Source organism: Dactylosporangium cerinum, assembly GCF_042653625.1.
GTDB classification, from domain to species: domain Bacteria; phylum Actinomycetota; class Actinomycetes; order Mycobacteriales; family Micromonosporaceae; genus Dactylosporangium; species Dactylosporangium cerinum.
In genome coordinates, this window is the sequence record NZ_JBHSIU010000019.1 from 446772 (window position 1) to 472951 (window position 26180).

17 protein-coding genes are annotated in these 26180 nt (G+C 72.0%); 6 read left to right on the forward strand and 11 right to left on the reverse strand.

What is annotated here, in order from left to right; genetic code table 11:
• Positions 1–79: 79 nt before the first annotated feature.
• From mraY to mraZ, 7 genes are all read right to left on the reverse strand, one after another.
• A complete protein-coding gene (mraY, locus tag ACFPIJ_RS19885; RefSeq protein WP_380116636.1) occupies positions 80–1201 on the reverse strand; it encodes a phospho-N-acetylmuramoyl-pentapeptide-transferase in 1122 nt (373 codons plus the stop codon).
• Positions 1198–2586, reverse strand: a complete 1389-nt coding sequence (locus ACFPIJ_RS19890) for a UDP-N-acetylmuramoyl-tripeptide--D-alanyl-D-alanine ligase (protein WP_380116637.1) — start codon at positions 2584–2586, stop codon at positions 1198–1200. The genes mraY and ACFPIJ_RS19890 overlap by 4 nt, the downstream gene beginning before the upstream one ends.
• Positions 2583–4082, reverse strand: a complete 1500-nt coding sequence (locus ACFPIJ_RS19895; protein WP_380116638.1) for a UDP-N-acetylmuramoyl-L-alanyl-D-glutamate--2,6-diaminopimelate ligase — start codon at positions 4080–4082, stop codon at positions 2583–2585. Before ACFPIJ_RS19895 ends, ACFPIJ_RS19890 begins: the two co-directional genes overlap by 4 nt.
• Positions 4083–4127: 45 nt before the next feature.
• Positions 4128–6527, reverse strand: a complete 2400-nt coding sequence (locus ACFPIJ_RS19900) for a peptidoglycan D,D-transpeptidase FtsI family protein (RefSeq protein WP_380116639.1) — start codon at positions 6525–6527, stop codon at positions 4128–4130.
• Positions 6528–6585: 58 nt separating this feature from the next.
• Positions 6586–7125: a cell division protein FtsL gene (ftsL, locus tag ACFPIJ_RS19905; RefSeq protein WP_380116640.1), complete on the reverse strand. Its 540-nt coding sequence runs from the start codon at positions 7123–7125 to the stop codon at positions 6586–6588.
• A gap of 28 nt (positions 7126–7153) precedes the next feature.
• A complete protein-coding gene (gene rsmH / locus ACFPIJ_RS19910) occupies positions 7154–8218 on the reverse strand; it encodes a 16S rRNA (cytosine(1402)-N(4))-methyltransferase RsmH (protein ID WP_380116641.1) in 1065 nt (354 codons plus the stop codon).
• Between the two features lie 279 nt (positions 8219–8497).
• Complete coding sequence (gene mraZ, locus ACFPIJ_RS19915; protein WP_203852905.1) at positions 8498–8929, reverse strand: division/cell wall cluster transcriptional repressor MraZ; 432 nt, start codon at positions 8927–8929, stop codon at positions 8498–8500.
• A gap of 433 nt (positions 8930–9362) precedes the next feature.
• On the opposite strand from mraZ, the gene ACFPIJ_RS19920 reads away from it, so the two are divergent.
• Positions 9363–10607 (forward strand): Mur ligase family protein, encoded by a 1245-nt coding sequence (locus tag ACFPIJ_RS19920; protein ID WP_380116642.1) that lies wholly within the window; start codon positions 9363–9365, stop codon positions 10605–10607.
• On the forward strand, positions 10597–11310 hold the full coding sequence (locus ACFPIJ_RS19925; protein ID WP_203852901.1) for a type 1 glutamine amidotransferase: 714 nt from the start codon (positions 10597–10599) through the stop codon (positions 11308–11310). The genes ACFPIJ_RS19920 and ACFPIJ_RS19925 overlap by 11 nt, the downstream gene beginning before the upstream one ends.
• 254 nt (positions 11311–11564) lie before the next feature.
• On the opposite strand, the gene leuS is transcribed toward ACFPIJ_RS19925, so the two are convergent.
• Both leuS and ACFPIJ_RS19935 read right to left on the reverse strand, forming a co-directional pair.
• Complete coding sequence (gene leuS, locus ACFPIJ_RS19930) at positions 11565–14411, reverse strand: leucine--tRNA ligase (RefSeq protein ID WP_380116643.1); 2847 nt, start codon at positions 14409–14411, stop codon at positions 11565–11567.
• A gap of 407 nt (positions 14412–14818) precedes the next feature.
• Complete coding sequence (locus ACFPIJ_RS19935; RefSeq protein WP_380116644.1) at positions 14819–16591, reverse strand: serine/threonine-protein kinase; 1773 nt, start codon at positions 16589–16591, stop codon at positions 14819–14821.
• 283 nt (positions 16592–16874) lie between these two features.
• Between ACFPIJ_RS19935 and ACFPIJ_RS19940 the strand changes: the two genes are divergently transcribed.
• Genes ACFPIJ_RS19940 through ACFPIJ_RS19950 form a run of 3 tightly spaced genes read left to right on the forward strand, consistent with a single transcriptional unit; the run spans position 16875 to position 21717 of the window.
• Positions 16875–17930: an AAA family ATPase gene (locus ACFPIJ_RS19940; RefSeq protein WP_380116645.1), complete on the forward strand. Its 1056-nt coding sequence runs from the start codon at positions 16875–16877 to the stop codon at positions 17928–17930.
• A gap of 2 nt (positions 17931–17932) precedes the next feature.
• Complete coding sequence (locus ACFPIJ_RS19945) at positions 17933–19231, forward strand: DUF58 domain-containing protein (protein ID WP_380116647.1); 1299 nt, start codon at positions 17933–17935, stop codon at positions 19229–19231.
• Positions 19228–21717, forward strand: coding sequence for a transglutaminase TgpA family protein (locus tag ACFPIJ_RS19950; protein ID WP_380116648.1), 2490 nt, complete (start codon positions 19228–19230; stop codon positions 21715–21717). Before ACFPIJ_RS19945 ends, ACFPIJ_RS19950 begins: the two co-directional genes overlap by 4 nt.
• A 2044-nt stretch (positions 21718–23761) precedes the next feature.
• Here the strand turns inward: ACFPIJ_RS19950 and ACFPIJ_RS19955 are convergent.
• Together ACFPIJ_RS19955 and ACFPIJ_RS19960 are read right to left on the reverse strand one after the other, a co-directional pair.
• Positions 23762–24145 (reverse strand): DUF3040 domain-containing protein, encoded by a 384-nt coding sequence (locus ACFPIJ_RS19955; RefSeq protein WP_203852504.1) that lies wholly within the window; start codon positions 24143–24145, stop codon positions 23762–23764.
• A 151-nt stretch (positions 24146–24296) separates the two neighbouring features.
• Positions 24297–25610 carry a DNA polymerase IV gene (locus ACFPIJ_RS19960; protein WP_380116649.1) on the reverse strand — a complete coding sequence of 438 codons (1314 nt, stop codon included), beginning with the start codon at positions 25608–25610 and terminating at the stop codon, positions 24297–24299.
• A gap of 88 nt (positions 25611–25698) precedes the next feature.
• Between ACFPIJ_RS19960 and ACFPIJ_RS19965 the strand changes: the two genes are divergently transcribed.
• On the forward strand, positions 25699–26142 hold the full coding sequence (locus tag ACFPIJ_RS19965) for a hypothetical protein (protein WP_380116650.1): 444 nt from the start codon (positions 25699–25701) through the stop codon (positions 26140–26142).
• The last annotated feature ends 38 nt before the right edge of the window (positions 26143–26180 follow it).

The window sequence follows — 26180 nt, forward strand, 5'->3', positions numbered from 1 at the left end:
GACCATCATGCCGCCGGGACCCGCGTGGTCCGCCGACCACGGGATCCCGGCGTGTCGTGCCGTCGATGTGTCGCGGGCGTCAGCCGGAGCCGCTCATCACCCGCAGGAAGTCCGCGGCGAACAGGCCGAGTGAAGCGGCCATGCCGATCCCGGCGATGATCCAGAACCGGACCACGATGTTGACCTCGCTCCAGCCGGCCAGCTCGAAGTGGTGCTGCAGCGGCACCATCCGGAAGATGCGCTTGCCGGTCGTGCGGTACGAGCCGATCTGCATGATCCACGTCACGACGATGATGAAGAACAGCAGGCCCATCAGTGGCAGCAGCAGCACGGTCTTGGTCGCCACGGCGAGACCGGCGATGAGCGAGCCGAGCGCCATGGAGCCCGTGTCGCCCATGAAGATGCGCGCCGGTGACGTGTTCCACCACAGGAAGCCGACCAGCGCACCGACGGCGGCGCCGGCGATCAGGGCCATCTCCAGGGGGTCGCGCACGTCGTAGCAGTAGTTGGCGTTGTACTCCGGGTCGGCGCACCAGTGCCGGTACTGCCAGAACGCGATCGCCATGTAACTGCCGATCACCAGGATCGACGTACCGGTGGCGAGGCCGTCGAGGCCGTCGGTCAGGTTGACCGCGTTGGACATCGACATGACCACGAAGACGAAGAAGACGACCGCGCCGACCTTGGTGATGTTGAGCCAGTCGATGTCGTGCACCCACGACAGCTTCGGGCTGGCCACCGTGGTGACGACCGCGTCGCCGGTCTTCTCCGCCGGCACGTACAGCGCGATCGCGCCGAAGACCGCGCCGATCAGCGCCTGGCCGATGAGCTTGCCGCGCTTGTTGAGCCCGTCGCTGTTGCGCTTGGCGACCTTGAGGTAGTCGTCGAGGAAGCCCAGCAGGCCGGTGAAGACGAACAGGCCCAGCAGGACCACCGCGGTCGCGGTCGGCCCGCTCGGGCGCAGCTGCTGGTCCGGCAGCGTGGTCAGCGCGATGTGCCCGCCCGTGTACGCGATGAGCGTGGCGAAGATGAACACCACGCCGCCCATCGTGGGCGTGCCCTTCTTGCCCAGGTGGCCCTGCGGCCCGTCGGCGCGGATCGGCTGGTCGGCCTTGAGCCGGGTGAAGTACCTGATCGCGATCGGCGTGCCGAACAGCGAGATGAGGAACGCGACGAACGCCGCGACGAAGACCGCCCTCACTTCGACGCCGCCCGCAGGGCGTCGGCGATGTCCCACGTCCGGTACCTGGATCCCTTGACCAGGACCACGTCGCGGGGCCGCAGCTCGGCGCGCAGCAGCGCGACGGCGGCCTCCTGATCGGTCACGAGCACCGGGTCTCCTCCCCAACTCGCCACGACGGACGCACCGTGCAGGATCGGCGCGGCCTGCTCGCCCACGGCCACGAGACGGTCGACGCCGAGCTCAGCGGCGAGACGACCGACCTCCTCATGACCGGTTCGCTCATACTCGCCGAGCTCCGCCATGTAGCCGAGCACCGCGATCATCCGCCGGCCGCCAGCCACCGCGGTGAGCGCGTGCAGCGCCGCCGCCATGGACGCCGGATTGGCGTTGTACGAGTCGTCGATGACCGTGACATCGTCGGCACGGTCGAAGACATCCATCCTTCGGGTCGACAAGCCATCTAGATCGCCGAGTGTCGCGGCGATCGCGGCCGGATCCACACCGGCGTGCGACGCCACGGCAGCGGCGAGTAGCGCGTTGCCGACCTGATGCCGTCCGGCCCAGTCGAGCCGCACCTCGACCGGTGCGGCATCCGGGACGTGCAGCGTGAAGCCGAACCGGCCACCGCCGAGCGGCGCGACGTCCGTGGCCCGCACATCGGATATTTCCGATTCGCCCGCGAACTGCACCGGGGCGGCGCTGCGGGCGGCCATCCCGGCGACGCGTGGATCGTCGGCGTTGAGGATCGCGAGGCCGGCCGGGCGCAGCGCCTCGACCAGTTCACCCTTCGCCAGGGTGGTGCCGTCGAGCGAGCCGAACTCGGCGATGTGCGACGTGCCGACGTTGGTCACGACCGACACGTCCGGCGGCGCGATGTCGCACAGGTACCGCAGGTGCCCGGCCCCGCGCGAGCCCATCTCCAGGACCAGGAAGCGGGTGTCCGCGGTGGCCTTGAGCACCGTGTACGGCGTGCCGAGCTCGTTGTTCTCCGACCCGGGGGTCGCCACGGTCGGCCCGGCGGTGCGCAGCAGCGCCGCAATGAGGTCCTTGGTGCTGGTCTTGCCGGACGAGCCGGTGATCGCCACGACCGTCAGGGCGTCGCCGCGCCGGTCGACCAGGGCCCGGGCGAGCAGCCCCAGGGCGTCGCGCGGGTCGTCGACCACGATCGTGGGCACGCCGTCGACGGGCCGGCTGCCGAGGACCGCGACGGCGCCGTCGGCGACGGCCTTCGCGGCGAAGTCGTGCGCGTCGACCTTGGCGCCGGCGAACGCGACGAACAGGCCGCCGGGGGCGACCTTGCGCGAGTCGTACTCGACGGGCCCGTCGACGACCGCATCGGGATCCGCGCCGTGCAGGGTGCCGCCGACGACGGCGGCGATCTCGGCGACCGTGAACGGGATCATGCGGCGGCCGCCCGCAGCGCCGCGGCGAGCTCGACCCGGTCGTCGAACGGCAGGACCTCGCCGTCGACCTCCTGGCCCCGCTCATGACCCTTGCCCAGCAGCGCCACCACGTCGCCCGGCTTCGCCAGCCCGACCGCGTGGTCGATGGCGGCCCGGCGCCCGCCGACCTCGACGACCGTGGCGGTGCCGCCCTTCGTGCCGGCGAGCACCTCGGACCGGATGAACCCGGGGTCCTCGGTGCGCGGGTTGTCGTCGGTGACGACGACCAGGTCGGCGCCGAACGCGGCGGCCCGGCCCATCAGCGGGCGCTTGCCCCGGTCGCGGTCGCCGCCGGCGCCGACGACACAGATGACCCGGCCGCCCCGGGACGCGGCGAGGGTCCGCAGCGCGGCGAGGACCTCGACCATCGCGTCGGGCTTGTGCGCGTAGTCCACGACGCCGAGCACGTCGCCGGGGGCATCGACCCGCTCCATCCGGCCGGGCGAGCCGGGCGCCTGCGCGACGGCCTTCGCGGCGACGGAGATGTCGACCCCGACGGCGACGAGCGCGGCGATCGCGAGCAGCGCGTTGGCCACGTTGTGCCGGCCGGGCAGCTGCACGCCGGAGGCGACGGAGTAGTCGTGCCGGTGGACGGTGAACCGCTGCCCGTAGCCGTCGGGCGCCACGTCGGTGGCGCGGAAGTCGGCGACGGAGTAGCCGGCCGCCGAGTAGGTCCAGGACGCGGGCTTGCGCAGCCGCATCACCTGCGCGTCGTCGAGGTTCAGGATCTCGGTCGCGGCACGGCCGTCGAACAGGCGGGCCTTCGCCGCGTAGTACGCCTCGACGTCGGGATGGAAGTCGAGGTGGTCCATGCCGAAGTTGGTGTATCCGGCCGCGGCGAACCGGACGCCGTTGACCCGGCCGAGTTCGAGGGCGTGGCTGGAGACCTCCATGACCACCGCCTCGACGCCGCGCTCGAGACCGGCGGCGAACAGCGCGTGCAGGTCGGTCGCCTCGGGCGTGGTCCGGGCGCTGTCGATGGTGAGGTCGCCGAGGCGGGTCTCGACGGTGCCGATGAGCCCGGTGACCTGACCGGCGGCCCGCAGCCCGGCCTCGATGAGGTACGCGGTCGAGGTCTTGCCGGCGGTGCCGGTGATCCCGATCGTGGTCAGCTGCCGGGTCGGCTCGCCGTAGACGTGCGAGGCGACGTCGCCGAGGGCGGCGCGGGGGTCGTCCACGACGATCATCGGCAGGCCCGTGACCATGGCGGCGCCGGCGGGGTCGGTCAGCACCGCGACCGCGCCGGCGGCCCTGGCCTGGTCGGCGAACTGCGCGCCGTGGACCCGCGCACCGGGCAGGGCCGCGTACAGGTCACCGGCACGCACCGTTGAGCTACTGTGCGTCACGCCGGTGACGGCGACCTCGCCGTCCTGGGCCGCCATGGGCGCGCCTGCGAGGGCCGCCAGCTCGACGGCGAGCACAGGGCGGACACTCCTCGGGCGGGGATAGCCGGGCACGGGGTCAGACCCTACCCGTCCCACTGGGAAGTGCCAGAGCCGGTGTCACGGGTAGATCGTCAGCTTCGGCGCCACGGTGCCCGTCGGCACCACCCCGAAGTTGCTCAGGGTGACCGCCATCATCTCCTTGAACAACGGCGCGGCCACGGACCCGCCGGCACCGCCCGGCACGTGCGCGGTGACCGCGACCACGTACCGCGGCGCCTCCGCCGGCGCCATGCCGATGAACGACACCACGTCACCGGGGGCGTAGCCGCCGTCCTGGGGCAGCTTCGACGTGCCGGTCTTGCCGGCGATCCGGTAACCGGGGATCGCGGCCTGGTGGCCGGTCGCGTCGCCGAGGGTGGTGACGCCCTCGAGCATGGTGCGCAGCTGCTGCGCGTACACCGGATCCATCACCCGGCGGGTCACCTGGGCGGGCGGCTTCGTCTCCGTGCCGTCCGGAGCGATGATCTTGCGAACCAGGGTCGGCTGGACCCACAGGCCGTCGTTGGCGATCGCGCCGTAGACGGCGGCCATCTGGATCGCGGTCGTGGCCACGCCGTTGCCGATCGGGATCGAGCCCGGGCTGGAGCCGGTCCACTGGTTCGGCGGCAGGAGCTGACCGGGCGATTCGTTGGGCAGGCCGACGCCGGTGCGCTGGCCGAGCCCGAACTTGCGCTGGTACTCGTACAGCTTGTCCTTGCCGAGCAGGTCCGCCACGGCGATCGTGCCGACGTTCGAGGACAGCGCGAGGATGCCGGGGATGGTCATCGCCGTGCCGTCCTTCTGCGGCGGGTGGTCGGTGTAGGTCGTGTCGCCCTTCTTGACCTTGCTGTTGACGGTGATCGTCGAGGCGGGCGTGATCAGGCCCTCCTGCAGCGCGGCGCCCATGACGATCACCTTGTGGATCGAGCCCGGGTCGAAGACCGTCGCCGTGCACTGGTCCTTCAGGTCTTCCTTGTCCGACTTGCCGGGGTCGGCCGCGGCGAACGACGGGTAGCTCGCCATCGCCATGACCTCCATGGTCTGGCGGTCGAGCACGATCGCGGTGCCGAAGGTGGCGCCGAGCGCCGCCATCCTCGTCCCGAGCGCGTACTGCACCGAGAACTGCAGGTCGGCGTCGATGGTCAGCTCGACCGAGCTGCCCGGGCGGGCCGGCGTGAGCTTCTCGAACCCCTGCGGCAGCGGCTTGTCGAGGTCGCCGTCGCCGTGCTCGTAGACGTGCAGGCCGTCGACGCCGCGCAGCTGCTCGTTGTAGGCCTTCTCGATGCCGAGCTGGCCGGACAGATCACTCTTCTGGGTGTACCCGATGACGTTGGACGCGAGGTCGTAGCCGGGCACCTCGCGCCGTTCGTCGCGGGCGAACGTGATCGCGGCGCCGTAGCCCAGTCGCTGGATCTTCTCGCTGTCCTCGACCGAGATCTGGCGCGCGAGATACTCGAAGCGCGCGTCCGTCTTGCCGTCGGACCGTTTGTGCGGGGTCAGCAGCCGCACCAGATCGGACCGCAACACCCCGTAGCGGTCGAGGATCGCGAACAGCTGGTCGGCGGTCTTCTCCGGGTCCTTGATCACCATCGGGTCGGCGATGACGGTGCGGGTCTCCACCGAGTGCACGAGGATCTTGCCGGTGCGGTCCAGGATCGCCCCCCGCGACGCGGCCAGGGTGTCGTGCGCGAGCCGGTTCTCCAGGCCCTGGGCGGCGTAGGCGCTGGCGTCGGTGAGCTGCAGCTGCACGAGGCGGATGCCGATCGCGGCGAACATGAGCAGCGCCAGGACCGTGGCCAGGCGCAGCCGGCGGCGCGGTTCGGCCAGCTTCGGCGCGCGGGTGGTGCGTGGCATCCGCGGCACCCGCACCCGGCTCTGCTTGCGAGGTTTGCGGACCGGGGTCGTCTTTCGCGCCGGGGTACGGCCGGTGCCGCGCGCCGGGGTGGCCCGCTTCAGCGGTGCGGGGCCGGCCCCGGTCCGGCCGGTGCGGGGCTCGCCGTCGACGTCGGTGCCGGCGCGATGCACCCGCTGCGGGGTCCGGGCCTGCGTCTTGAGCTGCGCCCGTTCCGGCGTCCTCGGCGTCCTCGGCGGCTTGCCCGGCTCCGTCGCCGGGGGGCGCGGGGTGTCGGCGGCCCGGCCGGCGGCGCGGCGGCCGGTGTCGGTGCGGCCGCCCTGCAGGACCTCCAGGGCCGGCCGGAACGGGTCGCCCCGCCCCGAGCCGGCGTGCTCGACCGACGCGTCGCGCACGGAGCGGCCCCGGGGCGTGTACCGGCGCGCCTCGGACATCGTGCCGCGCACCGGTGGCTCGGCGGCGGGGTCCGTGCCGGCGCGGGAACGGGCGGCCGCACCGGCACCCCCCGCGCCGGCGCGACCGCCCGTCCGCTGCCGACCGGCGTCACTGCTGCTGCGACCGGCCTCCCGACCGGCGCCCCCGCGCCGCTCGATGCCGCCCCGCCGATCAGGAGTGTCGCCAGCCATCGTCCTGCAACTTCCCGTTGTTGATTTTGGCGTGCCGTTACCTGTCCGGACCCGGCAGCTACTTGCTCGGGCCCGGCATCTCGAGCTTGGACCCGTCGGGCAGCAGCAGGAAGGCCGGCGTGCGCGACGGCACGAGCCCCAGCTGCTTGGCCCGCGACGCGAGCGTCACCGGGGACTCCTTGCTGGCCAGGTCGCTGCGCAGCCGCTCCTCGTCCCGGTCGAGGGTGCTCTGCTTGGTCCTGAGCGCGTCGAGCTTGAACGCGTTCTCGGCGATCCGCGTGTTGAGCACGAGGATGCCGATCACGCCGAGGAGCACCAGCACGAGCACGAGCGCCACGAACGGCGCGCGTGGTGCGCTGACCGGTGCCGGTGGTGCCACCCGCAGCCGTGGCTGCTTCTCGTCGCGCGCCTCCCGACCCGGCTGGGCCGGCTTGACGGCCGGCTGGGTGGTCCCCCGCTCCGGCTGGAGCGCCGTCGCGCCGATGGTCGGGGCGTCGCTGTTCTGCTCAGCCTGGCGCGCCGTGGTCCGGCCCCCCGACCGCGATGCACCCTGCTGAGTCCTGCGCGGCCGATCGGCCGGCAGTGTCGTCACGTTCATCTCACACCTCCCCCAGAGGTTGTGCCTGTTACCGCTGCTTGCCGTCCTGCTTGCGGTCCTGCCTGCTGTGCTGCTTGCGGTTCTGCGCGGTGTCCTGCGCGGTGCCCAGCCCGGTGTCCTGCTTGGTGTCCTGCTTGGTGTCCGCGACCGGCTTGCGCTCCACGGCTCGCAGCCGCACGGACGCCGCCCGCGGGTTGGCCGCCACCTCGGCCGCGTCGGGGAGCTCGGCCCCCCGGGTCAATACCTTCAGCTCCGGCTCGCTGCCCGCTGGGACGAAGGGCAGCTCGACCGGCACCGTCGATCGGGTCCGCCCGGCGATCGCCTGCTTGACCAGGCGGTCCTCGAGCGAGTGGTACGAAAGCACGACCATCCGACCGCCCGGCTTGAGCGCGTCGAGCGCCGCCGGCAGCGCCCGCTCGAGCACGGCGAGCTCGCCGTTGACCTCGATCCGCAGCGCCTGGAACGTGCGCTTGGCCGGATGCCCCCCGGTCCGCCGCGCCGGTGCCGGAATGGAGTCCCTGACCAGCTCGGCCAGCCTGGCCGAGGAGTTCAGCTCCCCCTTCGCCCGCTCCCGCAGGATCGCCTGGGCGATCCGGGAGGCGAACTTCTCCTCCCCGTACACCCGCAGGACCCTGGCGAGGTCGCCGTGGCTGTAGGTGTTGACCACCTCGGCCGCGGTGATGCCCCGCGTCTGGTCCATGCGCATGTCCAGCGGCGCGTCCTGGGCGTAGGCGAACCCGCGCCCGGCCTCGTCGAGCTGCATCGACGACACCCCCAGGTCGAACAGCGCGCCATCGATCCCGCTGAGCCCCTCGCCCTCCAGCACGTCCTCGAGCTCGTCGTAGACGGCGTGCACGAGGCGGGTCCGGTCGGCGAAGGGTGCCAGCCGCTGCCCAGCGAGGCGCAGCGCCTGGGTGTCACGGTCCAGGCCGAGCAGCCGCACCTGCGGATGCGCCAGGAGCACGGCTTCGGCGTGACCACCGAGGCCGAGCGTGGCGTCCAGGTGCAGCGCGCCCGCGCGGTCCAACGCCGGGGCGAGCAGCTCGAGGCAGCGCTCGAGCAGCACGGGAACGTGAATGTCCCGCTCCCCCATCGTCGACCCCCTACTGCGGCGGGTTCGCGGCCCGCCGTCGTGCTGAACGTTGCTGTTCCCTGTGCGCCGTTGAGCTGAAACGTGATTCACGTTCCGCCGCACGGGTCGGGCGTCTTTCATCGGGCGGTCGTCGTCATGCTGGTGCGGTAGTGCACGAGCGCCGTACCGCCAGCTCCCCATCCGCCCACTCCGCCCTGGCGCCGGGGAAGTGGCGTCAGGACCTTGGAGCGGCTGGAGAGCTCGCGGTACGGCGGTCGACTCGGTGTCTGCAGTTGGACCTCACAGTCCGCCCGGCAGCACCCCCTCCTCGATGCCGGCGAAGTCGTCTTCGCTGTCGGCGAGGTAGGTGTCCCACGCCTGCCGGTCCCAGATCTCAACCCTGGTGCTCGCGCCGATGACGACGAGATCGCGGTCCAGCCCGGCATACTCGCGGAGATGCTGCGGGATGGTGACCCGGCCCTGACGGTCGGGGACCTCGTCGTGCGCACTGGCGAAGAACACCCGGCTGTAGGCCCGGGCGGCCTTGTGGGTCATCGGCGTCGCGCGAAGCTGCTCGGCGATCCGGCCGAACTCGGCGCCGGGAAACACGTAGAGGCAGCGTTCCTGTCCCTTGGTGATCACGACACCTCCCGCCAGCTCGTCCCGAAACTTGGCCGGCAGGATCAACCGGCCCTTGTCGTCCAGGCGGGGAGTGTGGGTGCCGAGAAACATCGACATCCACCCCTTCCCACCGCGAACGGTCCCCCCGGGGCCGGCCGAGCCCCCCGGCTCCGCCATCGCGCTCCACTGTACTCCACTTCCCTCCACCGTCAACGAGAAAACACCGGAAGTGACATCGGCGTGCATGAAGAAATCGCACGTCAAACGGGGTGTCGCCGGGGCACTGTCGAGTGGAGGGGTTTGGCCGACCGGTCACCCGAACGGTCGTTTCGGCTGGTCGTACATGCGGACAAATCGCCCATCAGGTCGGACTTTGCCGGCCCTTTATGGCTCCTTTAAGGTCCGGTCCGGGCCCGGTCCGGCCTCGGTGGAGGGAAGTGGGGCGTTCTGGGACGAGGGGCGGGGTGATGGAGGCGTTGGGTGCGCGATCGGCGGCAGGTAGGGTCTGGCGCATCGCTGGACGCCGGACGACCGTGGAAGTGAGATGACGGACCACAAGCTCCCGATGCGGGCGAAGCTCGCCACATCGTTGTCGCGCGGCGCTGCCGCACTGTCCCGCGCCACCGGCCGGGGGGACGGCTCCGTGATCGGCGGCCGCATCGCCCTGATGGTCGACCCCAACCTCCTCGCCGAGCTCGCGGCGGGCCGGGAGATCGCCCTGATCTCCGGCACCAACGGCAAGACCACCACGACCCGGCTCACCGCGGCCGCCATGGGCGTCCTCGGCGACGTCGCCACCAACAGCCTCGGCGCCAACATGCCCACCGGGCACACGTCCGCCCTGGCCAAGGCCGGCGCCACGCCGTATGCGGTGCTCGAGGTCGACGAGCACTACCTCAAGCAGGTCCTCGACGCGACCCACCCGAAGGTCGTCGCGCTGCTCAACCTCAGCCGCGACCAGCTCGACCGGGCCAAGGAGGTCGCCATGATGGCGGCCCTGTGGCGCGACGCGCTGCCCGGCCGCGACCTGCACCTCGTCGCCAACGCCGACGACCCGATGGTGGTGTGGGCGGCGGGCAAGGCCGTCGCCACCGGCACGAGCGTCACCTGGGTCGCCGCCGGCCAGCGCTTCCACGACGACTCCTGGGTGTGCCCCGAGTGCGGCGCCTCGATCGAGCGCAGCGGTGAGCAGTGGGCCTGCGTCGCCGGCAACCTGAGCCGGCCCGTGCCGCACTGGGCCGTCTCCGGCGACGGCGTCGTGGACAACACCGGGACCTACCACCACATCGAGCTGCAGCTGCCCGGCCGGGTCAACCGCGCCAACGCCGCGACCGCCCTGGCCGTCGCCGCCCACTTCGGGGTCCCGCCGGCCAAGGCCGTGCCGGAGCTGGCGAAGGTCGCCTCGATCGCCGGCCGCTACGCCGTCGTCGAACGCGACGGCCGGACCGTGCGCCTGCTGCTGTCGAAGAACCCGGCGGGCTGGCTGGAGGCCTTCGACATGGCCGACGACGTGCCGACCCTGCTGTCGATCAACGCCCGCGACCCCGACGGCCTGGACACCTCCTGGCTCTACGACGTCGACTTCTCGCCGCTGCGCGGCCGGCGGGTCCTCGTCACCGGCGACCGGGCCATGGACCTCGCGGTCCGGCTCGAGGTCAACGACGTGCCGTTCGAGCACGTGAAATCCTTCTCGCAGGCGCTCACGCTGATCCCGCCCGGCCGGCTCGAGGTCATCGCCAACTACACCGCATTCCAGGACATCAGAGCGGAGCTGGACCGTGTCAACTGAGTCGCGCCTGCGCCTGATCTGGCTGTACCCGGACCTGCTGTCCACCTACGGCGACCGGGGCAACCTGCTGATCCTCGCCCGCCGGGCCGACCTGCGCGGCCTGCCCGTCGAGTGCGCGGAGGTCCGCGCCGACCAGGCCGTGCCCGCCGACGGCGACGTCTACCTCATCGGCGGCGGCGAGGACGGCCCGCAGGCCCTGGCCGCCCAGCGGCTCATCGCCGACGGCGGCCTGCGCCGCGCCGTCGACCGCGGCGCCACCATCTTCTCCGTGTGCGCCGGCTACCAGCTGCTGGGCAACTCGTTCTACGCCAAGGGCGCCAAGTGCGCCGGCCTCGGCCTGCTCGACCTGGACTCCGATCGCGGCGAGACCCGCGCCGTCGGCGAACTGGCCGGGGAGGTCGACCCGGCCCTGGGCCTGCCGACCCTCACCGGCTTCGAGAACCACGGCGGCCGCACCCACCTCGGCCCCGGCGTGCGCCCCCTCGCCCGGGTCACCGCCGGCATCGGCAACGACGGCCGCTCCGAGGGCGCCTGGCACGGCCGGATCCTCGGCACGTACTCGCACGGGCCGGCGCTCGCCCGCAACCCCGGCATCGCCGACCTGCTGCTGCGCTGGGCGACCGGCATGACCATGGAGCCCATCGACGACCGCTGGCCGACCCGCCTGCGCGACGAACGCCTCGCTGCCGTCCTCAAGTCCTGACTCGCCGCCGTCCCTGGAGCCTGACTCGCCGCCGTCCTCAAGTCCGGGGTCGAGCGGCGACCTCAAGTCCTGGGTCGAGCGGCGTCCCGGACGGCACAGTCGGGCGAGGCGGGAGCCGGGTCAGCGGGAGCCAGTTCGGCGCCGGCTGACCTTCTTCAGCAACCTTAACCCCCGCCACCTAATCGATCTCCGGTCGCGTCACCCGCTGCTCACGCTCCGCACACTGTGCCTCGAGGAGCGTGAGCAGCGGGTGGTCAGACGACGATCGAGACCATCCGGCCCTTGACCACGATGACCTTCTTCGGGGTCTTCCCGGCCAGCTGGGCGGCGACCTCGGCCAGGGCGGCCTCGCGCACCGCGTCCTCCCCCGCGTCCGCGGCGATCTCGAACGTGCCGCGCACCTTCCCGTTCACCTGCACCGGGTACTTCACCGAGTCGGCGACCAGGAAGGCATGGTCCGCGACCGGGAAGTCGGCGTACGCGATCGACGTGTCGTTGCCCAGCCGCTGCCACAGTTCCTCGGCCAGGTGCGGCGCGAACGGCGACACCATGCGCACCAGCGGGTCGACGACCTCGCGGGGGGCGCCGGCGGCGGAGATCTGGGTGGCCCGGTTCGTCAGCTCGATCAGCTTCGCGATCGCCGTGTTGAACCGCATCTCCTCGATGTCGACGCGGACGCCGTCCACGACGCGGTGCAGCAGGCGGCGGGTCTCGTCGTCCAGCGCCGTGTCCACCACGCGGGTGGCGTCGGTCTGCTCGTCGACGACCAGGCGCCAGACGCGCTGCAGGAAGCGCTGCGCGCCGACGACCGCCCGGGTCTCCCACGGCCGGGACACGTCCAGGGGACCCATCGACATCTCGTACACGCGGAAGGTGTCGGCGCCGTACCGCTCGCACATCTCGTCGGGCGTGACGACGTTCTTCAGCGACTTGCCCATCTTGCCGTACTCGCGGGTGACCTTGGCGTTGTTGTAGTAGTACTGCCCGGGTGCGCGTTCCTGCACCTCCTCGGCGGGGACGGGCGTGCCGCGGTCGTCGCGGAAGGCGTAGGCCTGGATGTAGCCCTGGTTGAACAGCTTGCGGAACGGTTCCTCGCTGCTGATGTGTCCCAGGTCGAACAGCACCTTGTGCCAGAAGCGGGCGTACAGCAGGTGCAGCACCGCGTGCTCGACGCCGCCGACGTACAGGTCGACGCCGCCGACGTCGCCCGGTTCCTGCGGGCCCATCCAGTACCGCTCGTTCTCCGGGGAGGTCAGCTCGTCCTTGTTCGACGGGTCCAGGTAGCGCAGCTCGTACCAGGACGAGCCGGCCCACTGCGGCATCACGTTCGTCTCTCGGGTGTACAGCTGAGGGCCGTCGCCCAGGTCCAGGGTGACCTCGACCCATTCCTTGGCGCGTGACAGCGGCGTCTCGGGCATGCTGTCGGCGTCGTCGACGTCGAAGGTCCGCGGCGAGAAGTCCTCGACCTCGGGCAGTTCGACAGGCAGCATCGACTCCGGCAGGGCGATCGGCAGGCCGGTCGCGTCGTAGACAATCGGGAACGGCTCGCCCCAGTACCGCTGCCGGCTGAACAGCCAGTCCCGCAGCCGGTACGTGATGGCGCCGACGCCGTGGCCCTCGGCCTCCAGCCAGTCGATGATCTTCGCCTTGGCCTCGGTGACGCCCAGCCCGTCCAGGAAGGACGAGTTGATCGCGGGGCCGTCGCCGGTGAACGCCTTGCCTCCCGCGGCCTCGAAGCCGTCGGTGGGCTGCACGGTGCGGATGATCGGCAGGTCGAAGACCTCGGCGAACGCCCAGTCGCGCTCGTCCTGGCCGGGCACCGCCATGATCGCGCCGGTGCCGTAGCCGGCCAGCACGTAGTCGGCGATGAACACCGGGATGCGCACGCCGTTGACCGGGTTGACCGCATACGCGCCGGTGAAGACGCCGGTCTTCTCCTTCGCCTCGGCCTGCCGCTCCACATCGGACTTCCCGGCCGCGAAGGCGCGGTAGGCGGCGACCGCCTCGCCCGGCGTGTCGTGCCCGCCGGTCCAGACGTCCGGGATGTCCGACGGCCACGCGTCCGGGACCAGTGAGGAGACCAGCGAATGCTCCGGCGCCAGCACCATGTAGGTCGCGCCGAACAGCGTGTCGGGCCTGGTCGTGAACACCCGGATGGGGGTGCCGCCGTCGGTGGCGAAGTCGACGTGCGCGCCCCGGGACCGGCCGATCCAGTTGCGCTGCATGGTCTTGACCTTGTCCGGCCAGTCCAGCCGCTCCAGATCGTCCAGCAGCCGGTCACCGTACGCGGTGATCCGCATCATCCACTGCCGCAGGCTGCGCTTGAACACGGGGAAGTTGCCCCGCTCGCTGCGCCCGTCGGGGGTGACCTCCTCGTTGGCCAGGACGGTGCCCAGGCCGGGGCACCAGTTGACCGGCGCCTCGGAGATGTACGCCAGCCGGAACCCGTCGACGACCTCGCGCCGCTCGACCGGCGACAGGTCGGCCCACGCGCGGCCGTCCTCCACCACCCGCGCACCGGACTCGAAGGCGGCGATCAGCTCGGTGATCGGCCGGGCCTTCTGCGCCTCGGGGTCGAACCACGAGTTGAAGATGCGCAGGAAGATCCACTGGGTCCAGCGGTAGAACTCGGTGTCGGTGGTGGCGACGCTGCGGCGGTCGTCGTAGGCCAGTCCCAGCCGGCGCAGCTGGCCACGGTACCGCTCGACGTTGGCCTCGGTCGTGATCCGCGGGTGGGTGCCGGTCTGCACCGCGTACTGCTCGGCGGGCAGGCCGAACGCGTCGAACCCCATCGGGTGCAGGACGTTGTAGCCGGCCATGCGGAAGTACCGGGTGTAGCAGTCGGTGCCGATGTAGCCCAGCGGGTGGCCGACGTGCAGCCCCGAGCCGGACGGGTACGGGAACATGTCCATCACGTACAGCTTCGGCGCGCCGGCGCGCGGGTGGTTCGGGTCGCTGAGCGGGCCGGTCGGGTTGGGCGCGTAGAAGGTGCTGTGCTCGGACCAGTAGTCCTGCCAGCATGCCTCGATGTCCGCCGCCATGCCCGCCGTGTATCGGTAGGGCGGGATGTCGACCGCTCCGTCGGTCACTGCCTCGCTCATGAGCCCCTCGCCGCCTTCAGTCTCGCCGGATGTCTCGGGTAGTCGCCCGGCGCCATTGTCCGGGCATGAAAAAACCCCTCACGCAGGAGGGGTCGCCGTGCGGACGCAGTCAGTGCGTCAGCACGGCTCGCTAAGAAGCCGGACAACCCGTGTCATGTCTCGGAGTGTACCGCAGGGTGCCGCCGCGAACGCAGCGCGTTTCAGCTGGGAGGTGGTGGTGGGGCGCCACGCGGTTCAGCTGGGGTCCCGCGACGGGGGCGCGGCGCGGTTCAGCCGGGGTCCCGCGACGGGGGCGCGGCGCGGTTCAGCCGGGGTCCCGCGACGGGGGCGCGGCGCGGTTCAGCCGGGGTCCCGCGACGGGGGCGCGGCGCGGTTCAGCCGGGGGCTCCGCGACGGCGCGGCGCGGCTCAGTCCGGGGTGGCGACGGGGACGCCGCCGACGCACCTGACCTCGAACCGGAGCCGGACCCCGGCCAGGTTGAACTCCACCCGGGACCTGTCGCGGGCCCCGCTCTGCAGGGAGACCAGGGTGGCACCGGCCGCGGGCTCCGCGCCGGTGACGTTGACCTTGTTGCCGGCGCACACGGCGACGATGACACCACCGGGCGTGCCGAGCCGCACGGGGTTCCCGGCGGCGGGCGGTGCGGCCGGCGTCGCGGCCGGCGGGTTGCCTCCGGCCGGACCGCCGTTGCCGCTGCCACTGTTGCCCGCGCCGTTGCCACCGCCGGTGCCGCCGTTGCCGCTGTTGCCACCACGGTTGCTGCCGTTGCCGGGGCCGCCTGCGCTGGCGGTTCCGCCTTCCACGGCCGGGAGCTGGGCGCCGGTGGGGGCCGGGGTGCCGGACGGCGGGGCGGCGGGGTCGGTGCCGGCCACCCCGGTGCCCGCCACCCCCGTGCCCGGGCCGCCGCGGGCCGCCTCGGCCGAGACCTGGGGGCCGCCGGTGGGCCGGTTGAGCGCGAACGTCACCAGCAACGCCGCGATCCCGATCACCACGGCGAGCCCGGCGAGGACCCGCCGCCGGTCGCCGGCGTCGTCGCCGATCACGTCGGTGGCGCCCTCACCGGGCAGGCCGCCGGTGCGCACGACGCCGGTCGAGCCGTCGGTCAAGCCGTCGGTCAAGCCGTCGATGGCCGGTCCGGCCCCGACGGCGGGCGCGGTGGCACCGGCCGCGGGCAGCAGACCGGTTGCGCCGTCGACGTCCCAGAGGGGCACGGCGCCGGCCGGACCGGAGCGGGCGACGACCAGGACAGTGGCATCGACGGATGCCGTGGCATCGCTCGTGCCCTCCGCCGCCTCGGCGGCGTCGATCACGGGACTTTGCGCTGGTCGTACCGAATCAAGTTCTTCGGCACTTGGACGGGGTGACACACCCGCTGCCGCGGCGAGGACGGCCGCTGCCTCCTCCGCGGAGGGTCGGGCCGCGGGTGCCTTGACCAGGCAGCGCATGCACAGGTCGCGGACCTGTGCCGGCACGCCGGGCAGGTCCGGCAGCGGCTCCGGTGCCACGGTGACGTGCGAGCGCAGCATCTGGGTGGTGGTCTCGCTGTCCCAGGGCAGCCGGCCGGTGAGGCACCGGTAGAGGAGGAGGCCGAACGCATACACGTCGCTGGCGGGCACCGCGTCGTCACCGACGAGCCGCTCCGGGGCCAGATAGGCGGGGGTGCCGAGGACGAGGCCGTCGGCGTCCCGGCCGCTGCCCGCGTCGCCGGGGATGCCGACGATGCCGAAGTCGACGAGCTTGGCGGCGCCCGGGGTGAGCACGACGTTGGCCGGTTTGACGTCGCGGTGCACGAACCGCTCGGCGTGCGCGGCGGCGAGCCCCGCGGCGACCTCGGCGCAGACCCGGATGGCGGCGGCGGGGCGCAGCGGGCCGGCCGTGAGCCGCTCTGCCAGGGTGGGCCCGCGCAACAGTTCCATGACCACGAACGGGTGGCCCTCGGCGGTTTCCCCGTAGTCGTAGACATTGGTGACATTCGGGTGCGAAAGGCTTGCCGCGGCCCGGGCCTCGACCCGGATCCGGCGGCGCCAGCCGGCGTCGGTGGCGAACGTGCCGGCGAGGACCTTGACCGCGACGGACCGGTCGAGCACCTCGTCGCGGGCGCGCCACACGACCGACATGCCGCCCTCACCGAGACGGTCGCCCAAGCGGTAGCGATCGTTGAGGAGCTGCCCCTCGTCCACGGCCTCAGTCTGCCGCAATCACGGCCGGCCGCATCTCGGCAGTTCCGTTTGTTGGACATTTGCGGGGGTACGTGCGGCTCGCCGCCGGCCCGCCGGAAAAACGTGGCGGACAGTCACGGCCGTGATGTCCGCAATGACGGTTTCCGGTGCGGCGCGGTGCCAATTCCCCGGCTAGCCTGAGGGGATACAGACGGCTCGGCTTGCCAACCTTTTCGTGCAACCGGGCGGTTCACCTACGGGTCTTACACCTAACGGTGGCCACAGCAGGACACGAGGAGGCCAGTTGACCAGGCACCGCACGTTCGAGGAACTCGGGGCGCCGCTACCCAGCCCGGAGTTCCGCGCCGCGACCGATGCGATCGTCGCCAACATCGAGCAGGTGATCGAGGGCAAGACCGCCACCGTGCGGCTCGCGCTCGCCGTGCTGCTCGCTGAGGGCCATCTCCTCATCGAAGACGTTCCCGGCGTCGGCAAGACCAAACTCGCCAAGGCCTTGGCGAAGTCGATCGACTGTTCGGTGCGGCGCATCCAGTTCACCCCGGACCTGCTGCCCAGCGACGTCACCGGCGTCAGCGTCTACAACCAGGAGACGCGCGACTTCGAGTTCAAGCCGGGCGCGGTGTTCGCGAACATCGTCGTCGGCGACGAGATCAACCGCGCCTCCCCCAAGACCCAGTCGGCACTGCTGGAGAGCATGGAGGAGCGGCAGGTCACGGTTGACGGCGCGACCTACCCGCTGCAGATCCCGTTCATGGTCATCGCCACGCAGAACCCGATCGAGATGGAAGGCACCTATCCGCTGCCCGAGGCGCAGCGCGACCGGTTCACCGCCCGGATCGCGATGGGTTACCCGGACATGGGTGCCGAGCTGGCGATGCTCGACGTGCACGGCCGCCACGACGCGCTCGACGACATCCTGCCCGTCTCCGACGCCACCCAGGTCCGCCGGATGATCGCCACGGTCCGCGACGTGCACGTCGCCGACGCGGTCAAGCAGTATGCGGTCAACATCGTCACCGCCACCCGCGAGTCCGGCGAGCTGCGCCTGGGCTCGTCACCCCGCGCCACGCTGCAGCTGCTGCGCACCGCCCGCGCCGTCGCCGCCCTCGAAGGCCGCGAGTTCGTGCTCCCCGACGACCTGCAGGCCCTGGCCGTGCCGGTCCTCGCGCACCGGGTCATCCCGACCGCCGAGGCCCAGCTGTCCCGGCGCACCACCGACGCGATCATCGCCGAGCTGGTCCACCGCCTGCCGCTGCCGTCGGACCGGCAGCCGCGTTCGCCGTATGACACCCGCACCGCGCCGCCACGCGGTGGGCAGCAGCAGTTCGGGGGTCGCTGAGCATGCGGGAGGCGCTGCGGGGGCTCACCACACGGGGCCGTAGTTTCCTGGCCGCCGCCGCAGCGGCCCTCATCGCGTCGCTGATCCTCGGCGAGCGTGACCTGCTCCGGGTGGCGGTGCTGCTCGCGGCGCTGCCGTTGCTGTCGGCCGCCTACGTCGGGCGGACCCGCTACCGGCTGTCCTGCAGCCGCACCCTGGACCCGCACCGGGTCCAGGTCGGTGCGAGCGCCCGGGTCATCCTGCGCCTGCAGAACCTGTCCCGTCTGCCCACCGGCACGATGCTGCTCGAGGACCGGCTCCCATATGCACTGGGCAGCCGTCCCCGCCTGGTGCTGGAGAAGCTCGGTGCGCACCAGGCCAGTTCCGTGGCCTACACGGTGCGCGCCGACGTCCGCGGCCGGTATGAGGTCGGCCCCCTGGTCGTGCGGCTCACCGACCCGTTCGGGCTGTGCGAGCTGACCAGGGCGTTCCCGTCGGTGGACCGGCTCACCGTCATCCCGCAGGTGGTGCCGCTGCCGTCGGTGCGCCTGGCCGGCGAGTTCGCCGGTTCCGGCGAGAGCCGGGCCCGGTCCGTGGCCGTGCACGGCGAGGACGACGCCGCGACCCGGGAGTACCGCTACGGCGACGACCTGCGCCGCGTCCACTGGCGCTCCACCGCCCGCACCGGCGAGCTCATGGTCCGCCGCGAGGAGCAGCCGTGGGAGAGCCGGGCGACGGTCGTGCTGGACACGCGCTCCACCGCGCACCGCGGTGAGGGCCCGACCGCCAGCTTCGAATGGGCGGTGTCGGCCGCCGCCAGCGTCGCGGTCCACCTGCGGCACGCCGGCTACAAGATGCGCCTGGTCACCGACGGCGGCGTCGACGTCGACGCGACGGAGATCGACGGCGACGGCCCCCTGCTGGACCAGCTCGCCGACGTGCGGCTGGCGCAACGCGGCGACATCGGGACGCTCATCGAGCGGGTCCGCCGGCGCAGCGACGGTGGCCTGATCATCGGCATCTTCGGGCTGCTGTCCTCGGCCGAGGCGGAGCTGCTCGCCGGGTTCCGGACCAACAACGCCACCTGCATCGCCCTGTTCATCGACTCCTCCACGTGGCTCAACCTGCCGACCGCGGCCCGCGAGGAGGCCGACAAGGCACACGGCGTCGCCTCCCTCGCGCTGCTGCGCAGCGGCTGGCGGGTCGTCGAGGTGCCGCACGGTGCGAAACTCCCCGGATTGTGGCCACAGGCCGGACGGGGGTCCCAGGGCTTCGCCTGGCGGGCCGCGTCGGCGGAGAGCGTCGCCGGAGGCGTGCGGTGAACCAGCGCAAGCACCTGACCCTGATCGCCGCCGGGGCCGCGTTCCTCTCGGCACTGCCGCTGTGGAACGTCTTCGAGAGCAGCACCTGGGCGATCCGGTCGTTCCTCGTGGTCGCCGCCATGTGCGGCGTGGCGCTGCTCGTCCGCAGCCTCCGCGCGCCGACCTGGGCCCCCTCGGCCGCGATGGCCGGGGCCGCCCTGCTCGGGCTGACCTGGCTGTATCCGAGCTCGCACGAGTTCATCGGGATCATCCCGTCCCCGAGCACGATCAAGCACTTCGGCTCGCTGCTGAGCACCGCGTCGACCGAGATGAGCGAGTTCGCCACGCCCGTCGGCGACCGGCCCGGGTTCCTGTTCCTGGCAACCCTGGGCGTCGCGGTCGTCGCGCTCGTCGTCGACCTGTTCGCCGTCGTGCTGCGCCGCCCCGCCCTCGCGGGCCTGCCGATGCTCGCGATCTACTCCGTGCCGGTCACCGTGACCACGGAGAGCACCAGCTGGTTCCCGTTCGCGCTCGGCGCCGTGGGCTTCCTGTGGCTGCTGGTCACCGACAACGTCGACCGGGTCCGCCGCTTCGGCCGCCGCTTCACCGGCGACGGCCGCGACGTCGACCTGTGGGAGCCGTCCCCCCTCGCCGCCGCCGGCCAGCGGCTCGGCGCGGTCGGTGTCATCGCCGCGGTGCTCCTGCCGCTCATCCCGTTCGCCATGCCCGGCGGCGTGATCGACTCGATCGGCGCGGGCGCCGGTGGTGGCGGCGGCGGGATCGGTCCCGGCGGCAAGAACGGCAAGCAGGTCAGCATGTTCGCCCTGCTGTCCGGGCAGCTCAACCGGGACAAGGCCGCCGACATGGTCAAGGTGACCAACGTCAGCAACGACCCCAACCCGTACTACCTGCGCTTCAACGTCCTCGAGGAGCTCACCAGCCGCGGCTTCAACGCCAAGCCGATCACCGGCGGCAAGCCCGTCGGCTCCGGCCTGCCCGCCCCCGGCTGGGACCCCTCGGTCAAGACCACCACCCAGAAGGCCAGCATCGAGATCACCAACGAACTGGCCATCTACTTCCTGCCGATCTACACCTGGCCGACGAAGCTCGAGAAGATCGACAACAACTGGTCCTTCGACCCCACCACCGCCGTCGTGTTCTCCAGCAAGCAGACCACCGCGAAGAAGAAGTACACGGTCGAATACACCCGGGCCGAGATCACCCCCGACGACCTGCGCAAGGCCCCCGCCGTCAAGGAGAACGACGCGGCGCTGCGCGGCATGATGACCGCGCCGGCCAACAACGTGGTCAAGGAGAAGGTCGCCGAGCTCACCAAGGGCCAGACCACCCAGTACGACAAGGTCAAGTCGATCTACGAGTACTTCACGTCGGCCAACGGCTTCGTCTACGACACCAGCACCGGCGGTGACAGCAGCGGCACCAGCATCGCCGACTTCCTCAAGAACAAGCGCGGCTACTGCGCCCAGTACGCGGCCGCCTTCGGCTGGCTGCTGCGCGAGGCGAAGATCCCGTCCCGCGTCGCGTTCGGCTTCGCCCGCGGCGGCACCCGCCAGGGCCAGACGATGACGCTGACGAACTTCAACCTGCACGCCTGGACCGAGGTGTACTTCCAGGGCTACGGCTGGCTCCCCTTCGACGCCACCCCGTCCCAGGCGATCGGCGGCTCGGTCGCCACGTCGTACCTGCCCAGCTCGACCGGCGACAGCACCGACCCGGCCGACGAGAACCTGCGCAACCGCCCCGGCGCCAACCCGACCAGCAGCGCCGACGCGGGCGCCGTCAGCGACCCCGGCAACAACCCGGGCGACACCGGCGGCGTCGGCGGCACGGCCGACGGCACCTCGCTGCTGCAGTCGCTCGCCACCGTCGGCGGCTGGTCCCTCGGCGGCCTGCTCCTCCTCGCCCTGCTGCTGTCGCCGGCGCTCGTCCGCGGCCGGACCCGGCGCACCCGCCTGCAGTCCGCGGCCGCCACCGGTCCCGACTTCCAGTCCGGCCCGAGCCTGGACAAGGCCGCACCCGGCGTCATGGTCCTCGTCGCCAACGAGCAGGCGGCCCGCTCCCAGGCCCACCACGCCTGGGACGAGCTCGTCGACACCATGGTCGACTACCACGTCCCGACCGACGACGCCGAAACCCCACGGGCGACCGTCACCCGCCTGGTCACCAAGGAACGCCTCCGCGACCGGGCCGAGCAGGGCGTCCGCCTCCTCAGCACGGTCGAGGAGCACGCCCGGTACGCCCGCAACCCCCTCACCGGCGGCCAACTGCGGTCCGCGGTCGACGACGTCCGCACGGCGTTCGCCGCCCGGGCCAGCCGCAAGACCCGCATCCTGGCGGTCATCCTGCCCCCGTCCGTCCTGCGCCGCTGGCGCGCCGCCACCTCCCAACGCTCGAGCGCCGCTTCCCTGCGCCTGGGCCAGGGCTGGGACAAGATCATGCGGGCCATCAGCGTGCGGCGCTTCGTCGCCCGCCGAGCCGACCGCTGACGCCGCCAGCCCCGCCCGTGACCACGGGCGGGGCTGGCGCACACCGGCCGCCGTCGACATCGCCCATGATCCGGTCGAGTTCGTGCACCCCTGGCTACCTCACCTCTTCCGGATCATGAGCTGAGTTCCGCTTGCCTCAGTTGTGATGCTCTCGGTCGTCCGGTGATCGAAGCCGCGTACTGGATGTGTGAGCGGCCGGGCGGCGGCTTCGATCATCGGGGAGATCCACTCACCGCCGCAGGACACGCGGGCAGCCAGGCTGATCCGGACCTCGGCAGCGTCGGGTCGGGCGGCAGGCATGCGGCGTCGTTGCCGGATTCCCCACAACCCGAAGGATCCCCCGGCGCCTGACCCAGGAAATCGTTCGGCTTGTCGCGCTACCACCCGCTCGACAAGACCTTTCACAGGTCGAAGTTGCCCCGTGCGGTTCGCACCTTGATCACCACCATGCGGCGCTCGGGGCCCCGGTTGGCGGACGTTACGGGCTCGGTGTCCCGGTGTCTCAGTGAACGATCCTGCGGTCGTGATCGAAGGAACTTGCTGGTCGTGTGGGCGACCAGACCGCTCCTTCGATCACGAGCGTCCAGTGCTGAACGTTGTTCCTTGCGGGGGAAATAGACGACATATCCGGACCTTCGTCCGGACCGGAGCGCTGGGATGCTGACCGCCCGCGCGGCACGGCACCTGCAGGAGCACTCCGGTTGGGATGTTTGTGGACAGCGACGAAAGGGCGGCGGTGGCCCGGCAAGCTGGCGAAGGGCGAAATGGCCTCAAGCTGGGCAGATCCGACTTCCGGCCGGCCGACCGGAAGCGGCCACGAGGCGGCGAAGGGGCCGAAGCAATGAGACGGCAACCGCAGGCGGCGGGGCCGAGAGTCCGAGGAGTAGAGGAGTAGCGGACGGCCGAAGCCGACCAGAGCGGCGGCAACGCAGGCAGGCCAGGACGGACACTGCGAGCCCGGGATGGGCCAAGGTCACCGAGCAGACCGAACAAGCCGACGCTGCAGGCAGGCCCGACGAACCGACGAACGACGAACGGGCGGGCTGGCGGGCTGGCGGGCTGGCGGGCTGGCGGGTCGAAGTTGAGCGCGGCGACAGCAACGCAGCCAGGACGGGACGGACGCTACGTGCCCAGGATGGGCCGAGGTCACCAGGCACACCGAAAAACACGCGGCAAGCAGGCCGGACGAAACCGACGAAACCGACGGGCTCGCGGGCTGGCGGGTCGAAGCTGAGCACCGGCGACGGCAACGCAGGCAGGCCAGGACGGACACTGCGGGCCCAGGATGGGCCGAGGTCACCGAGCAGACCGAAATAGACCGCCGCGGCAAGCAGGCCCGACGAACCGATCGGTGGGCCGGTGGGTCGGTGGGTCGAAGCCGAGCACGGCGACTGCGACGCAGGTAGGCCGGGACGGACACCGCGGGCCCGGAATGGGCCGAGGTCACCGAACCAGACCGGAACGAACCAACGCTGCAAGCAGGCCGGACGACCCGAGGAAGCCGACGAAAACGACATACCGACAAACCGGCGAACCAACGGGCGGGCTGGCGGGCTGGCGGGCCGAAGCTGAGCACGGCGACGGCAACGCAGGCAGGCCGGGATGGGCCGAGGTCACCGAACCAGACCGAAACTAGCCGACGCGGCAAGCAGGCCCGACGAACCGACGGGCGAGCTGGCGGGCCGGCGGGTCGGCGGGTCGGCGGGTCGGCGGGTCGGCGGGTCGGCGGGCTGAAGCTGAGCACGGCGACGGCGACGCAGGCAGGCAGGGACGGACACTGCGGGCCCGGGGATAGGACGAGGTCACCGGGCCAGACCGGAACGAACCGACGACGGCGAGCGGACCGGAGCGAACCGACGGCGGACGGGCCGGAGCGGGGCAAGGCGGCGGACGGGCGTGGGGCAAGGCGGCGGACGGGCGTGGGGCAAGGCGGTGAACGGGCGGGGCGGGGCAGTGTGGTGGGTGGGCCGTGGCGGGGCGGGTCAGGGCAGACGGGTGGGCGCGTCGACCAAAGCGTCGACGCGCCCCCACCAGGCCCGGTTGGTCAGGCGTCGCCCTCAGGACGGCGGCGCCAGCGCTCTTCCAGGCGGTCGACCAGTCCGGCTCTGCGTTGCCGGGTGCGGCGGGTGGCGGTGCCGCCGACGGCGTGCAGGTCGGTGCTCTGTCCTCGGCGGTATGCCTGGACGCCGAAGAACAGGGCGCCCAGCATGACGACGAAACCGCCGACGCCGAGAAGTGGGATTGAGATGGCGACGCCGTAGACCAGTAGCGCCATGCCGGCGAGTAGGAGCACCGCGGCGGCGATCATCCGACGCTTGGCATGGAACCGCGGGTCGGTGGCTCGCACCGCCGAGGCAAACTTGGGGTCCTCGGCTAGCGACCGCTCGATCTGCTCGAACAGCCGCTGCTCGTGTTCCGAGAGCGGCACGGCACTCCTCCCCGGTCGCGAAGGTCGACCCTGATGGACCGACAGTCCGGCACAGCCCGTCGGGCTGCGTACTGGCAAGTTTACGAGGGGCTCACCGGGTCGGAAAGCGGGACGATGGTCCGGCCGTGCCGATTTTCCGCCGAGTCTGGCTCTATCTGTCTCCATTGTGTCGTGTCGGCGGTCCTTCTGGGGAGTTGGGGGCCGGTGCGGCGCCATTTCCGTCCTGACGGAGGCCGTCGCCGCGCAGAAGGCTGGCGGGTTTGACGAGGCCGGTGCCGAAGCGGGCGGCGACCGCGTCGGCGGCGCGTTCGGCGTCGCGCCAGCCGTGGTCGCGCTCACCGAGCGTCATCTGCCGTGGCGCTCCGTCGGCGGAGGTGAGGCCTTCGACGCGGACGCCGATGAGGCGGATGCGCTCGCCGGGGCGGGCGGAGGAGAACAGGGCCCAGGAGATCTCGAAGATCTCGCGGGCGACGTCGGTCGGGACATCAACGGTCCGTGACCGGCTCAGGGTCTGGAAGTCGGCGAGTCTGATCTTGACCGAGACGGTGCGGCCGGCCTGGTCGGCGTGGCGGAGGCGCTGGGCGACCTTGTTGGACAGGGCGAGCATCGTGCGTCGGATGATTGACAGGTCGCTCACGTCGATGTCGAACGTGGTCTCGGCGCCGATCGACTTCTCCACGTGGTCGGGAATCACCCGCCGGGGGTCCCTCGCCCAGGACAGCTCGTGCAGGTGATGCGCGGCGGCGTCGCCGACGGCGGCGCGGAGCATGCCGAGCGGGGCGGCGGCGAGGTCGCCGACGGTCTTCAGGCCGAGCCGCTGCAGGGTCTCCGCGGTGCGCTCGCCGACGCCCCACAGCGCGCTGACGGACAGCGGGTGCAGGTATTGCAGGGCGCGCTCGGCCGGGACGACCACCATGCCGTCGGGCTTGGCGCGGGTCGAGCCGAGTTTGGCCATGAACTTGGTCGAGGCGACCCCGACGGAGCAGGTCAGCCGCTGCTCGGTGGCGACGCGGTGGCGGATGAGGGCCGCGATCCTGGCGGGCCGGCCGAGGAGCTTGCGGGCGCCGGCCACGTCGAGGAACGCCTCGTCGAGCGACAGCGGCTCGACGAGCGGGGTCACGTCGCGGAAGATCGCCATGACGGCCCGGGAGGCTTCGGTATACGCGGCGAAGTCGGGGGGCAGGAAGATGCCGTGCGGGCAGAGCCGCTGGGCACGGCTGCCGGGCATGGCGCTGTGCACGCCGTATTTGCGGGCCTCGTAACTGGCGGCGGACACGACGCCGCGCGGGCCGGCGCCGCCGACGATGACGGGCTTGCCGCGCAGCTCAGGGCGGCGGCGGATCTCGACGGAGGCGTAGAACGCGTCCATGTCGACGTGCAGCACCGTGCAACCGGTGTCGTCGGCGTCGGGGCCGAACTCCCCCGCGCCCGAACCGTCCCTCGGCACCACCTGACTGCGCCCCACACGCGAACCTTAACCACACCCCCCGACAAAAAACGCCGGCACGGCCGGGAACAGCCGAACACCTGAACGAATTGACGAGAAGTTAGGTATGCCTTACCTTCCTGGCATGGGCCTCCTCGCGCTGACCTCGCCGCTGGCGCCGGTCGTCGCGGCCGTCGAGGGCCTGCGGCTGCAGCATCCGGACCTGGTGCGGTGCGTCGCGCCGGGGGTGATGACCGCGGGCGGCGACGGCTGGCGGCCCGGCACCAACCGGTGTGCCGTCGCCGTGCTCCTGGTCGCCGGCTGGACCAGGGCGCGCCGGGTGCCGCTGCCGGCGGACGGCGAGCTGTTCCTCAACCGGGCCGGTCAGCTGGGGATCCGCCGGGCACGGGTGGCGGTGCTGGTGGACGACCCGGTCGCGGGCGCGCCGGGCGTGGTGGTCGCCGCGACCCGCGAGGAGCTGTTCAGCATCGTCCTGGAGCACGCGGTCGACGCCGGCCCGGAACTCCAGGCCACGATGCGCCGGCTGACGAGAGCAAAGGCAGCCGCCTGACCCCGCAAAGACCACCACGCGCCGACCGACGAGCGCAA